The organism is Kitasatospora cineracea, from assembly GCF_003751605.1.
Classification (GTDB): Bacteria; Actinomycetota; Actinomycetes; order Streptomycetales; family Streptomycetaceae; genus Kitasatospora; species Kitasatospora cineracea.
The window spans coordinates 3,357,897-3,371,122 of the sequence record NZ_RJVJ01000001.1; the positions used below are offsets into that span (position 1 = coordinate 3,357,897).

Sequence of the window (13,226 nt, forward strand, 5' to 3'; positions counted from 1 at the left end):
CGGAACGTTGACTGCGGGGGCGCGGACGATAGGCTGCAGGCGCAGTGGAGCACGGCGGACGGCGCCCGGCAACCGGGCGGGCGGCCCGCTCTCCGCGCCGGGCCGGCCGGCCCGTACGCAATCCGCGGCCTCCTCCCGCTCCGTGCCCACCTGGCGCACCTTCCCCGGTGCCGGGCGGTCGCTCCTTCCCCCGAGCGAGCGGGCGGGGACCACGGGCGGTGTGCGGGCCGGCCGGCCCGGTGCGCGAGAATGGCCCGGCCACACCGCACCTGAGGAAGGGCCCCGCCCCCGTATGAGTACCGACAGCCCCGCCCCCCGGCACGTCCCGGTGATGCTGGAGCGCTGCCTGGACGCCCTCGCCCCGGCGATCTCGGCGCCCGGCTCCGTCGTGGTGGACGCCACCCTGGGCCTGGGCGGCCACAGCGAGGCCCTGCTGACCCGCTTCCCGGACGTCCGCCTGATCGCCGTCGACCGCGACCCGCAGGCCCTGGAGCTCTCCGCCCGGCGGCTCGCCCCGTTCGGCGACCGGGCCACCCTGGTGCACGCCGTGTACGACGAGATCCCGCGCGTCCTGGACGAGTTGGACGTCCCCGAGGTGCACGGCGTGCTGTTCGACCTCGGCGTCTCCTCGATGCAGCTGGACGAGGCCGACCGCGGCTTCGCCTACGCCCAGGACGCCCCGCTGGACATGCGGATGGACCAGACCCGCGGCATCTCCGCCGCCGAGGTCCTCAACACCTACAGCCACGGCGACCTGGCCCGGATCCTCAAGGTGTACGGCGAGGAGCGGTTCGCCGGGAAGATCGCCTCCGCGGTGCTGCGCGAGCGCGAGCGGGAACCGTTCAGCACCAGTGCTCGTCTTGTGGAGTTGGTCCGCAACGCCATCCCGGCCGCCACCCGGCGCACCGGCGGCAACCCGGCCAAGCGGACCTTCCAGGCGCTGCGGATCGAGGTCAACGGCGAACTGGAGGTGCTGGACCGGGCCATCCCCGGCGCGCTGGACGCCCTCGCGGTGGGCGGCCGGATCGTGGTGATGTCCTACCAGTCGCTGGAGGACCGCCTGGTCAAGCAGTACCTCCAGGCGGGTGCCACCTCCACCGCCCCGCCGGGCCTGCCGATCGTCCCCGAGGAGCTCCAGCCCTGGCTGAAACTCCTCACCCGCGGAGCCGAACTGGCCACCGAGGAGGAGATCGAGGAGAACCGGCGCGCCGCGCCCGTACGGCTGCGCGTGGCGGAGAGGATCAGACGGACCCGGAGGTAGCCAGCCGCCGGGAGCAGCGGAGCGAAGGGGAGTGGAGCGGTGCCGGTGGCCGGCGAGCGGACCCGGGGGAGCGTCCCCGGGCAGGGGGGCAGGGCACGGATCACCGTCCGGCCCGGGGCGCGCTCGATGCGGGGGCGCACCCCCTTCGCGGTGCTGGTGGTCACCCTGCTGTCGGCGGGGCTGCTCGGGCTGCTGATGCTCAACACCGCCCTGAACGAAGGATCGTTCACCCTCTCCCGGCTCAAGAAGCAGACCACCGAGGGCACCGACCAGCAGCAGACCCTGCAGCAGCAGATCGCCGAGCAGTCCGCGCCCGACGCGCTGGAGCGGCGCGCCCGCGAACTCGGCATGGTGGCCGGCGGCGACCCGGCCTTCCTCAACCCCGACGGCACCGTCACCGGCACCGCCAAGCCCGCCGAGGACAAGCCGCCGGTGCCGCGCCCCAGCACCGCCGCGCCCTCCGACCCGGCCGCCGCCGCCTCGCCCGGGGCGAGCGCGAGCCCCGGCGACCCCGGCATCGACCTCGCGCCCGCCCCGCCCGCCTCCGCCGCCCCGCCCGCGTCCGGCAGCCCGTCCGCCGGGGCGCAGCGGTGAGCCGCCCGCCCGGGGACGCGCCCCGGCCGCGCCGCACCGCCTCCGGCGGATCGGGCTCCGGCTCGGGCTCGGGTGCGGGCCGTTCCGGCGGCCGGTCCGGGGCCGACAAGCCGGCCAAGCCCGCTGCGGGGCGCGCCGGTTCGGGTTCCGCCGCGGGGCGCTCCGCCGCGGGCCGTTCCGGGGCGGGGCGCGCCGGTTCGGGCCGTTCCGCTGAGCAGCCGCCGCGCCGCCGGGTCGCCGAGCCGCGCCGCACCGCCGACGGCGCCCCCGCCCGTCCGGTCCGGCCGCGCGCCGCCGCCGGGCACCGCGAGGTCGCCCCGCCGCGCCGCCCGAGCGCCCGCCCGGCCCGCCGCCCGGCGCCGCGCCGCCCGGCCCCGTCCGGGCCCCGCAGCATCAAGCTGGCCGATCCGCGGCGCCGACTGCGGCTGGTGACGGTCTGTCTGCTGCTGGTGTTCGCCCTCTTCGCGGGCCGGCTGGTGCAGTTGCAACTGCTGGACTCCGACGCGCTGGCGGCCGCCGCGGGCGCCAACAAGTACGTGCGGGTGGCGCTGCCCGCCGAGCGCGGCTCGATCACCGCCGCGGACGGCACCGTGCTGGCCACCTCGGTCGACGCGTACGACATCACCGCCGACCCGACCATGTTCACCCCGGAGTTCGCCCACCTCCCGGACGCCCCGGAGCAGGCCGCGGCGCTGCTCGCGCCGATCCTCGGGCAGCCGAAGGAGAAGCTGGCCGAGAAGCTGCACCCGAACAGCAAGAACCCGAAGAGCCAGTACGCGCTGCTGATGGCCCGGCAGTCCCCGGCGGCCAAGAACCAGATCGCCGACCTGAAGACCGCGCTCACCAAGCAGACCGACACCGCGGCCTGCCGCGCCCAGGTCCAGCTGCTCAAGAAGCCCGTCGACAAGGGCGGCCGGCAGTTCCTCGACGCGGCCTGCGTGAACCCGCTGGCCGGGCTGTTCTGGGACCAGTCGACCCGGCGCAGCTACCCGGCGGGCGGCCTGGGCTCCAACCTGGTCGGCTTCGTCAACGCCGAGGGCACCGGCACCGGCGGCCTGGAACTCCAGTACCAGCAGCAGCTGGCCGGGCAGGACGGCCACTCCACGTACGCCGCGTCGGGCGGCCGCCGGGTCGCCACCGCGGGCGGCGCCCGGCAGGACCCGGTGCCCGGCACCGACCTGCGGCTGACCGTCGACCCGGACATCCAGTGGGCCGCCCAGCGGGCCATCACCGACCAGGTGGCCAACGCCGGGGCGGAGAAGGGCTACGTGATCGTCCAGGACGTGAAGACCGGACAGGTGCTGGCGATGGCCACCTCGCCCGGCTTCGACCCGAACGACCTGTCCTCGGCCCGCGCCGACCAGCTCGGCAACGCCGCCCTGCAGGACGCCTACGAGCCCGGCTCGACCGCGAAGCTGATGACCATGGCGGCGGTGCTGGACACCGGCAAGGCGAACTGGGACACCCACGTCGAGGTGCCCAACACGCTGCAGCGGGCCGACCGGGTGTTCCACGACGACGTCGACCACGAGACCTGGTACCTGACCCTGGCGGGCGTGCTCGCCAAGTCCTCCAACATCGGCACCATCGAGGCCGCCGAGCACCTGGGCGCCACCCAGGCCGAGTCCAACAAGGTGCTGGCCGACTACCTGGACCGGTTCGGCATCGGCAAGCCCAGCGGCCTGGGCTTCCCCGGCGAGACCCGCGGCATCCTGGCCAAGCCCGAGGACTGGAACGGCTCGCAGCAGTACACCATCCCGTTCGGCCAGGGCCTGTCGGTGAACGCCCTGCAGGCCACCTCGGTGTTCTCCACCATCGCCAACGGCGGCGTGCGGGTCGCCCCGAGCCTGCTGGCCGGGACCACCGGTCCGGACGGGAAGTTCGCCCCGGCGCCGGCCGGGGCGCAGAACCGGGTGGTGTCCGAGCAGACCGCCAGGACGCTGACCGAGATGCTGGAGTCCGTCGTCACCGACGAGCAGGGCACCGGCAACACCGCGAAGATCCCCGGCTACCGGGTGGCGGGCAAGACCGGCACCGCCAACCGGGTGGACCCGAAGACCGGCAAGTACTCCGGGTACACCGCCTCCTTCATCGGCTTCGCGCCCGCCGACCAGCCCCGGGTGACGGTCTCCTGCGTCATCCAGAACCCGGTCAACGGGCACTTCGGCGGGCAGCTGTGCGGGCCCGTCTTCAAGCAGGTGATGGAGTTCACCCTCAAGTCCCTCCAGGTCCCGCCGAGCGGCAGCGAGGCGCCGAACCTGCCCGTCGACTGGAAACCCTGAGATGAGCGACACCCCAGGGCGCGGACCGCGCCGTGTGAGCAGCGTCACGGAGCAGGCCCGGTTTGGCCCCGGGGGGCGCGGGGCCGATAGCCTTCCGGCCGTGCCGAAACCCGATCAAACCTCCGCGATCCCGCCCCGACCCGGCCGCACCGCGGCGCTGCCCCTCGCCGAGGCGGCCCGGCTGCTCGGCCTGGACCCCCTGGAGGGGCCCGCCGTCACCGGCGTCACCCACGACTCCCGGGCGGTGCGCCCCGGCGACGTGTACGTGGCCTTCCCCGGGGCCAACCACCACGGCGCGGCGTTCGCCGCCGGCGCGGTCGCGTCCGGCGCGGTCGCGGTGCTCACCGACGCCGCCGGGGCCGAACTGGCCGCCGACGCCGGCGTCCCGCTGCTGGTGGTGGACAGCCCGCGCGAGGCGATGGGCCCGCTGGCCGCCGCGGTGTACGGCACGCCCAGCGCGAGCATGCTGATGATCGGCCTGACCGGCACCAACGGCAAGACCACCACCTCCTACCTGGTCGAGGGCGGCCTGCGGGGGGCCGGGCGGCTGCCCGGCGTGATCGGCACCGTCGAGATGCGGGTCGGCGAGGAGCGGATCAAGTCCGAGCGCACCACCCCCGAGGCCACCGAACTGCACGCCGTGCTCGGCGTGATGCGCGAGGCTGGGGCCGACGCGGTGGTGATGGAGGTCTCCAGCCACGCGCTGGTGTACGGCCGCACCGACGGCGTGGTCTACGACGTCGCGCTGTTCAACAACCTGACGCCCGAACACCTCGACTTCCACCCCGACATGGAGGACTACTACCGGGCCAAGGCCCGGCTGTTCGAGGAGGGCAAGTCCCGCCGGGGCGTCGCCAACCGGGACGACTCCTACGGCCGTCGGCTGGCCGCCGAGGCCCGGATCCCGATGACCACCTTCTCCGCGGCCGGCGACCCGGCCGCCGACTGGCGCGCCGCCGACGTCCGGCTCGGCCCGTCCGGCTCGACGTTCCGGGTGCTCGGCCCGGACGGCGAGCAGGCCGACGCCTCGGTGCCGCTGCCCGGCCCGTTCAACGTCGCCAACGCGCTGGGCGCGATCACCGCGCTGGTCACCGCCGGCGTCGACCTGGACGCCGCGGTGGCGGGCGTCGCCGGGGTGGCCGGGGTGCCCGGCCGGCTGGAGAAGGTCGAGGCCGGGCAGGACTACGTCGCCGTGGTCGACTACGCACACAAGCCGGACGCGCTCAGCGCCGTCCTCGCCTCGCTGCGCGAGGTCACCAAGGGCCGGCTGCACGTCGTGGTCGGCTGCGGCGGCGACCGCGACCCGTACAAGCGCGGGCCGATGGGCGCCATCGCCGCCCGGCTCGCCGACACCGCCGTCCTCACCAGCGACAACCCGCGCTCCGAGGACGCGCTCGCGATCCTGGCCACCATGCTGGCCGGCGCCGCCGAGGTGCCCGAGCAGGAGCGCGGCGAGGTGCTCGCCGTCCCGGACCGGGGCGAGGCGATCGCCCTGGCCGTCGCCCGGGCCCACGCCGGCGACACCGTGCTGGTGGCGGGCAAGGGCCACGAACTGGGCCAGTACGTGAAGGGCGAGGTCCGCCCGTTCGACGACCGGCAGGTCCTGCGGAACGCGATCGAGCAGCTCAACGCCACCGAGCGGGCGAACAAGGGAGAGGTTGACCGGTGATTGCTCTGACCCTGGCCGAGGCGGCGCAGGCCGTTGGCGGCACCCTCGACAGCGCGGACCCGCAGGCGTCGATCACCGGCGCGGTGGTCACCGACAACCGGCAGATCGAGCCCGGCGGGCTGTTCGTCTGCGTGCTCGGCGAGCGCGTCGACGGGCACGAGTTCGCGGCGAAGGCCGTCGCCGACGGCGCGGTCGCGGTGCTCGCCACCCGGCCGGTCGGCGTGCCCGCGATCCTGGTGGACGACGTGGTGGTCGCGCTCGGCCGGCTGGCCCGCGCCGTGGTGGCCCGCTCCGCCGACGTGCGGATCGTCGGTCTGACCGGCTCGGCCGGCAAGACCTCCACCAAGGACCTGATCGGCCAACTGCTGTCCAAGCACGGCGAGACGGTCTTCCCGGCCGGTTCGCACAACAACGAGATCGGCCACCCGCTGACCGCGCTGCGGATCGCCCCGACGACCCGTCACCTGGTGATGGAGATGGGCGCCCGGCACAAGGGCGACATCGAGTACCTGACCGGCATCACCCCGCCCACCGTCGGACTCGTCCTCAACATCGGCACCGCCCACCTCGGCGAGTTCGGCTCCCGCGAGGGCATCGCCGAGGCCAAGGGCGAGATGGTGGAGGCCCTCGCGCCCGAGGGCGTCGCCGTCCTCAACGCCGACGACCCGCTGGTGCGCGCGATGAGCAGCCGCACCAGGGCCCGGGTGGTGCTGTTCGGCGAGTCCCCGGACGCCCACGTCCGGGCCACCGGTGTTCGCCTGGACGCCACCGGGAGGCCGCAGTTCACGCTCAGCACCCCGGCCGGTTCCGCACCCGTGCAGCTGCGCCTGTACGGTGAGCACCACGTCTCGAACGCCCTCGCCGCCGCCGCGGTGGCGGTGGAGCTCGGGATGCCCGTCGACCGCGTCGCCGAAGCACTCAGCGAGGCGGGTGCGCTGTCCCGCTGGCGCATGGAGGTGGTCGACCGGGCCGATGGCCTCACCGTCGTCAACGACGCCTACAACGCGAACCCGGAGTCCGTGCGGGCCGCGCTGCGGACCCTGGCGACGATGGCGGGCACCGGCCCGGAGCGCCGCCGCACCTGGGCGGTGCTCGGTGAGATGCGGGAGCTCGGCGAGGACAGCCTCGACGAGCACGACACCATCGGAAGGCTCGCGGTGCGGCTGGACATCACCAAGCTGGTGGCGGTCGGCGGACGCGAGGCGGCCCGGATGGAACTGGGCGCGAGGAACGAAGGTTCGTGGGGTGAGGAGTCGGTGCTGGTGTCCGACGCGGACGCGGCGATCGAGCTGCTGCGCAGTCAGGTCCGGCCGGGGGACGTGGTCCTGGTGAAGGCCTCCCGTTCGGTGGGGCTGGAGAGGGTCGCCGAGGCGCTGCTCGCGGACGGTGCCGCGAAGTGAAGCAGATCCTCTTCTCCGGCATGATCGGCCTGGTGCTGACCCTGCTCGGCACCCCCGCCCTGATCAAGCTGCTCGCCAAGCACGGCTACGGCCAGTACATCCGGGACGACGGCCCCAAGGCGCACCACAGCAAGCGCGGCACGCCCACCATGGGCGGCATCGCCTTCATCCTGGCGACGCTGATCGCCTACTTCGGGACCAAGGCGATAACGGGCGAGATGCCCACCGCCTCCGGCCTGTTGGTGCTGTTCCTGACCACGGGCCTCGGCCTGGTCGGCTTCCTGGACGACTACATCAAGGTGGTCAAGCGCCGCTCGCTGGGCCTGCGGGCCAAGGCGAAGCTGCTCGGCCAGTCCTTCGTCGCCCTGGCCTTCGCCATCCTGGCCATGCAGTTCAGCGACAGCCGCAACCTGACCCCGGCCTCCCAGAAGCTCTCCTTCGTCCAGGACTTCAACTGGTCGATCGGCCCGGTGCTGTTCGTCATCTGGGCCTACTTCATGATCGCCGCGATGTCGAACGGCGTGAACCTCACCGACGGCCTGGACGGCCTGGCCACCGGCGCCTCGGTGATGGTGTTCGGCGCCTACACCTTCATCGGCCTGTGGGAGCACGGCCAGAACTGCGCCTACGCGATCAAGGCCACCGCCTCCTGCTACGACGTCCGCGACCCGCTGGACCTCGCCGTGGTCGCCGCCGCCCTGATGGGCTCCTGCTTCGGCTTCCTGTGGTGGAACACCTCGCCCGCGAAGATCTTCATGGGCGACACCGGCTCGCTGGCCCTCGGCGGCGCGCTGGCCGGCCTGGCCATCGTCTCCCGCACCGAGCTGCTGCTCGCCATCCTCGGCGGCCTGTTCGTGATCATCACCCTTTCGGTGATCATCCAGGTCGGCTCGTTCCGGATGACCGGCAAGCGCGTTTTCAAGATGGCGCCGCTCCAGCACCACTTCGAGCTCAAGGGCTGGAGCGAAGTCCTGATCGTGGTCCGGTTCTGGATCATCCAGGGCCTGTGCGTCGCCGTCGGACTCGGACTCTTCTACGCGGGATGGGTGACCGGATGAACAACCCGGAGTGGGCCGGACTGCCGGTCGTCGTGGCGGGACTCGGCCTCTCCGGGATCAGTGCCGCCCGCGTCCTGCACGGACTCGGCGCGCACGTCACCGTGGTGGACGGCGGTGACGGCCCGGGCCTCGCGGCCAAGGCCGCCGCCCTCACCGGACAGGGCGTCAGCGTCCGCCTCGGCGACGGCGCCACCCTGCCCGAGGGCACCGCCCTGGTCGTCACCTCGCCCGGCTGGGCCCCCGACAGCCCGCTGTTCGCCGCCGCCGACGCGGCCGGCGTCCCGGTCTGGGGCGACGTCGAACTCGCCTGGCGGCTGCGCACCCCGCACCCCGCCACCGGCGAACCGGCCCCCTGGCTGGCCGTCACCGGCACCAACGGCAAGACCACCACCGTCCAGATGCTCGCCTCGATCCTCACCGCCGCGGGCAAGCGCACCGCCGCGGTCGGCAACGTCGGCGTCTCGGTGCTGGACGCCGTGCTCGCCGAGGAGCCGTACGACGTGCTGGCCGTCGAACTCTCCAGCTACCAGCTGCACTGGGCGCCCTCGCTGCGGGTGCACTCCGGCGCGGTCCTCAACCTCGCGCCCGACCACCTCGACTGGCACGGCTCGATGGAGGCGTACGCCGCCGACAAGGGCCGGATCTACGAGGGCAACCAGGTCGCCTGCGTCTACAACCTGACCGACCCGGCCACCGAGGCGCTGGTCCGCGAGGCCGACGTCGAGGAGGGCTGCCGGGCCGTCGGCTTCGGCCTCGACGCCCCCGCCGTCTCCAACCTCGGCGTGGTCGACGGCCTGCTGGTCGACCGGGCCTTCGTCGCCGACCGGGCCAACGCGGCCGCCGAACTCGGCGCCGTCGCCGACGTGAACCCGCCGGCCCCGCACAACATCACCAACGCGCTGGCCGCCGCCGCGCTGGCCCGCGCCTACGGCGTCGACGCCAAGGCCGTCCGGGACGGGCTGCGCGCCTTCACCCCCGACGCGCACCGGATCGCGCACGTCGCCGAACTCGACGGCGTCACCTACGTCGACGACTCCAAGGCCACCAACACCCACGCCGCCGCCGCCTCGCTGGCCGCGTACCGGCCGGTGGTGTGGATCGCCGGCGGCCTGGCCAAGGGCGCCGCCTTCGACGAGCTGGTCGCCGACGCCGCACCCCGGCTGCGGGCCGCCGTGCTGATCGGCCAGGACCGGCAGCTGATCCGCGAGGCGCTGGAGCGACACGCCCCGCAGGTCCCGGTCTTCGAGCCCGCACCGGGCCAGACTGGCGCCGGAGCGATGGCCGCGGTCGTCGCGGCCGCGGCCGCCGCCGCCGAGAAGGGCGACACCGTCCTGCTGGCGCCCGCCTGCGCCTCGATGGACATGTTCACCAACTACGGTGAGCGCGGCGACCTGTTCGCCGCCGCCGTCCGGGCCCTGCAGCCCTGAGCCACGCACCACGAGGTCGCGCCCGCCGGCGGCTCACCGCCCGGGCGCGGCCTCGCCGTCGGAGGACCCCCGGCGCGTTCCCGTCCGTGACCCGAACCGTGAGGAGCCCGTGGTGCCGACCAGGGAGAAGGAGCCGCCCCAGGGCCTCCAGCTGATCTCGGCGACCACCACCACCTTCAAGTCGGCCGGCCCGATCGCCCGCTTCCGGGCCGCCCGGGAGCGGTTCGGCTACCTGATGGCCCGCCCGCTGACGCCGTACTACCTGATCCTGGGCGCCGCGCTGCTGCTGGTCGTGCTGGGCCTGGTGATGGTGTTCTCCGCCTCGCAGAGCGTGGTGGTCGAGTACGGCCTGCCGATGACGTTCTTCTTCCGCAAGCAGCTGATCGCCCTGCTGCTCGGCGGGGCGATCGCCGTGGCGCTGACCCGGGCCCCGGTCCGGGTGCTGCGGGCCGCCGTCTACCCGCTGCTGTTCGGCGTGGTGGGCGCGCTGGTGCTGGTGGCCATCCCCGGCGTCGGCGTGCGGATCAACGGCAACCGGAACTGGATCAGCCTGGGCTTCTTCCAGATCCAGCCGTCCGAGTTCGCCAAGCTCGCCCTGCTGCTGTGGGCGGCCGACCTGCTGGCCCGCAAGCAGCGCACCCACATGCTGGACCAGTGGAAGCACCTGCTGGTCCCGCTGGTGCCCGGCACCGTCGTGCTGATGATGCTGATCATGATCGGCGGCGACATGGGCACCACCATGGTGCTGATCGCCATCCTGTTCGGCCTGCTCTGGATGGTCGGCGCCCCGCTGCGGCTGTTCGCCGCGACCCTGGGCATCGCGGTGGTCGCCTGCACCGCGCTGATCATCACGGTGCCGCACCGGCTGGGCCGGCTCTCCTGCGTCGGCGTCACCAAGCCCGACCCCTCGATGGACTGCTTCCAGGCCCTGCACGGCCTGTACGCCCTGGCCGCGGGCGGGCCGTTCGGATCCGGACTGGGCGCCGGGGTGGAGAAGTGGGGGCAACTCCCGGAGGCCCACACCGACTTCATCTTCGCCGCGACCGGCGAGGAGCTCGGCCTGGTGGGGACGCTGTCGGTGCTCGGCCTCTTCGCGGCACTAGGCTACGCGGGTATCCGAGTGGCCCTCGGCACCACGGACCCGTTCGTGCGGTACGCGGCGGGCGCCGCCACCACGTGGATCATGGCTCAGGCCGTGGTCAACCTGGGGTCGGCGCTGGGACTCCTGCCCATCGCGGGCGTCCCGCTGCCGCTGTTCTCGTACGGCGGTTCCGCGATGCTGTCGGCCATGTGCGCCGTCGGGCTGCTGCTGTGCTTCGCACGCAGTTCCCCGGCGGCGAAGGCAGCGCTGGCTGCCCGGCCCCGCAGATGGCGAAAAGGGGCCAACTCCCGGTTCGGGCCCGTCCTGGACCGGGTGCTGCCAGGTAGGAAAACCACAGCGCGCAAGGCCCCCCGGCCGCCGCGCAGGGAGCGGTGAATTTCGGTGCATGTCGTACTCGCCGGCGGCGGGACCGCCGGTCACATCGAGCCGGCCATGGCGCTCGCGGACGCGCTGCGCAGGCACGACCCGTCCGTCGGGATCACCGCCCTCGGCACCGAGCGCGGCCTGGAGACCCGGCTGGTCCCCGAGCGCGGCTACGAGCTGGCGCTGATCCCGGCCGTGCCGCTGCCCCGCAAGCCCACCCCGGAACTGATCACCGTCCCGGGCCGGCTGCGCGGCACCGTGCGCGCCGCCCAGGAGGTGATCGAGCGGGTCAACGCGGACGCGGTGGTCGGCTTCGGCGGCTACGTGGCGATGCCCGCCTACCTGGCGGCCAAGCGGGCCGGCGTGCCGATCGTGGTGCACGAGGCCAACGCCCGCCCCGGCCTGGCCAACAAGATCGGCGCCCGCTACAGCGACTTCGTCGCGGTCTCCACCCCGGACTCCAAGCTGCGCGACTCCCGCTACATCGGCATCCCGCTGCGCCGCACCATCGCCACCCTGGACCGCGGCACCGTCCGCCCGGAGGCCCGGCACCACTTCGGCCTCGACCAGCGGCTGCCCACCCTGCTGGTCTCCGGCGGCTCGCAGGGCGCCCGCCGGCTGAACGAGACGGTGCAGGCGATCGCGCCCCGGCTCCAGCAGTACGGCGTGCAGATCCTGCACGCGGTCGGCCCGAAGAACGAGCTGCCGACCATCGACGACATCCCCGGCATGCCGCCGTACCGGGCGCTGCCGTACCTGGACCGGATGGACCTGGCCTACGCGGCGGCCGACATGATGCTCTGCCGGGCCGGCGCGATGACGGTGGCCGAGCTGGCCGCGGTGGGCCTGCCGGCCGCGTTCGTGCCGCTGCCGATCGGCAACGGCGAGCAGCGGCTGAACGCCCAGCCGATGGTGAAGGCGGGCGGCGGCCTGCTGGTCGACGACGCCGAGCTGACCCCGGACTGGGTGCTGAAGAACGTGCTTCCGGTGCTGACCGATCCGGCCCGGCTGTGGGAGATGTCGCGCGCGGCCGCCGAGTTCGGCCGCCGGGACGCCGACGACCTGCTGGTGCAGATGGTGTACGAGGCGATCGAGGCCGCCCGCGGCGGCCGCCGCCGTGGCTGACGAGGAGTACGAGGAGGAGCTGGGGGAGGAGGGCGGCCCCGCCCGCCCGCCCCGGCTCCGCCTGTCCCGCCGGGGCGTCGCGGTGCTGGCCGCGCTGGGCGCGCTGGTGGCGGGGGCGCTCGGCTGGACGGTGTTCTTCTCCTCCGCCCTGGACGTCCGGGGGGTGGCCGTCCAGGGCCTGGACTCGGGCCGGCTGACCCAGCAGGACGTCGAGCGGGCGCTCGGCGGCACCGCCCGCGGCCCGCTGGCCCGGGTCGACCTGGACGAGGCCCGGGCCGAGGTGGCGAAGGTGCCCCGGGTGGCTCGGGCCGAGGTCTGGCGCGGCTGGCCGCACACCCTGCGGGTGAAGGTCACCGAGCGCCGCCCGGTGGCGGCGATCCAGCACGAGGGCGGCGGCTTCGTCCAGGTCGACGCGGACGGTGTGGAGTTCGCCACCGAGCCGCAACCCCCCGCCGGCGTCCCGGTGGTGGCGCTCGACCTGAGCGGGCCCGCGCAGGACGCGCTGTCCGTGATCGACCGCCCGGCCCTGGTCCGCGCGGCGATCACGGTGGCGGCCGGCCTGCCGCCGGAGGTGGCGCAGCAGGCCGGTTCGCTCACGGTCCACTCCTACGACGACATCCGGCTGAAGCTGGCCTCCGGCGCGACGGTGCGCTGGGGCAGCGCGCAGGACACCGGTCGGAAGGCGAAGGTGCTGACCGCCCTGCTCGGTCGGAAGGCGTCGAATTACGACGTGAGTGCGCCGGATGCCCCGGCGGTGTCCGGCTGATCCGGTAAGTTCTGTTGCCGGGGGCGGTATTGACGGAGCCACGGCTCCGGTCCGACCCTTGGTGGTCACCCCGGTTTCACCGTGGGGTCGATGATCACATAGGCTCAAAAGAAAAAGGGAAGCTCGGCGTGTTCGTTGAAACGCGCGCCGGTTGCGACCTACTGTCCTGTGTCAACGAG

10 protein-coding genes are annotated in these 13,226 nt (G+C 73.9%); all 10 read left to right on the top strand.

The window, feature by feature from the left end; genetic code table 11:
• Positions 1–292: 292 nt before the first annotated feature.
• The 10 genes from rsmH (at position 293) to EDD39_RS15360 (ending at position 13,047) form a co-directional block, all read left to right on the top strand.
• Positions 293–1,261 carry a 16S rRNA (cytosine(1402)-N(4))-methyltransferase RsmH gene (gene rsmH, locus EDD39_RS15315; protein ID WP_123556455.1) on the top strand — a complete coding sequence of 323 codons (969 nt, stop codon included), beginning with the start codon at positions 293–295 and terminating at the stop codon, positions 1,259–1,261.
• A 126-nt stretch (positions 1,262–1,387) separates the two neighbouring features.
• On the top strand, positions 1,388–1,855 hold the full coding sequence (gene ftsL, locus EDD39_RS15320) for a cell division protein FtsL (protein WP_244256736.1): 468 nt from the start codon (positions 1,388–1,390) through the stop codon (positions 1,853–1,855).
• A complete protein-coding gene (locus EDD39_RS15325) occupies positions 1,852–4,137 on the top strand; it encodes a peptidoglycan D,D-transpeptidase FtsI family protein (RefSeq protein WP_244256737.1) in 2,286 nt (761 codons plus the stop codon). The genes ftsL and EDD39_RS15325 overlap by 4 nt, the downstream gene beginning before the upstream one ends.
• 1 nt (position 4,138) lies before the next feature.
• Positions 4,139–5,806, top strand: coding sequence for a UDP-N-acetylmuramoyl-L-alanyl-D-glutamate--2,6-diaminopimelate ligase (locus EDD39_RS15330; RefSeq protein WP_425269686.1), 1,668 nt, complete (start codon positions 4,139–4,141; stop codon positions 5,804–5,806).
• A complete protein-coding gene (locus tag EDD39_RS15335) occupies positions 5,803–7,206 on the top strand; it encodes a UDP-N-acetylmuramoyl-tripeptide--D-alanyl-D-alanine ligase (protein WP_123556461.1) in 1,404 nt (467 codons plus the stop codon). Before EDD39_RS15330 ends, EDD39_RS15335 begins: the two co-directional genes overlap by 4 nt.
• Positions 7,203–8,264, top strand: a complete 1,062-nt coding sequence (gene mraY / locus EDD39_RS15340) for a phospho-N-acetylmuramoyl-pentapeptide-transferase (RefSeq protein ID WP_123556463.1) — start codon at positions 7,203–7,205, stop codon at positions 8,262–8,264. Before EDD39_RS15335 ends, mraY begins: the two co-directional genes overlap by 4 nt.
• Entirely contained in the window at positions 8,261–9,691 is a 1,431-nt protein-coding gene (gene murD, locus EDD39_RS15345) for a UDP-N-acetylmuramoyl-L-alanine--D-glutamate ligase (protein ID WP_123556465.1), read from the top strand. The genes mraY and murD overlap by 4 nt, the downstream gene beginning before the upstream one ends.
• Positions 9,692–9,800: 109 nt before the next feature.
• On the top strand, positions 9,801–11,168 hold the full coding sequence (ftsW, locus tag EDD39_RS15350; RefSeq protein WP_123556468.1) for a putative lipid II flippase FtsW: 1,368 nt from the start codon (positions 9,801–9,803) through the stop codon (positions 11,166–11,168).
• Positions 11,169–11,174: 6 nt separating this feature from the next.
• A complete protein-coding gene (murG, locus tag EDD39_RS15355; RefSeq protein WP_030909181.1) occupies positions 11,175–12,281 on the top strand; it encodes an undecaprenyldiphospho-muramoylpentapeptide beta-N-acetylglucosaminyltransferase in 1,107 nt (368 codons plus the stop codon).
• A complete protein-coding gene (locus tag EDD39_RS15360; RefSeq protein WP_123556470.1) occupies positions 12,274–13,047 on the top strand; it encodes a cell division protein FtsQ/DivIB in 774 nt (257 codons plus the stop codon). The genes murG and EDD39_RS15360 overlap by 8 nt, the downstream gene beginning before the upstream one ends.
• Positions 13,048–13,226: the final 179 nt, after the last annotated feature.

Bases quoted from the DNA above. Each gene is read 5' to 3' on its own strand.
- EDD39_RS15330 (WP_425269686.1), top strand. From the start codon at position 4,139: ATGAGCGACACCCCAGGGCGCGGACCGCGCCGTGTGAGCAGCGTCACG.
- ftsL (WP_244256736.1), top strand. From the start codon at position 1,388: ATGCGGGGGCGCACCCCCTTCGCGGTGCTGGTGGTCACCCTGCTGTCG.
- rsmH (WP_123556455.1), top strand. From the start codon at position 293: ATGAGTACCGACAGCCCCGCCCCCCGGCACGTCCCGGTGATGCTGGAG.
- murD (WP_123556465.1), top strand. From the start codon at position 8,261: ATGAACAACCCGGAGTGGGCCGGACTGCCGGTCGTCGTGGCGGGACTC.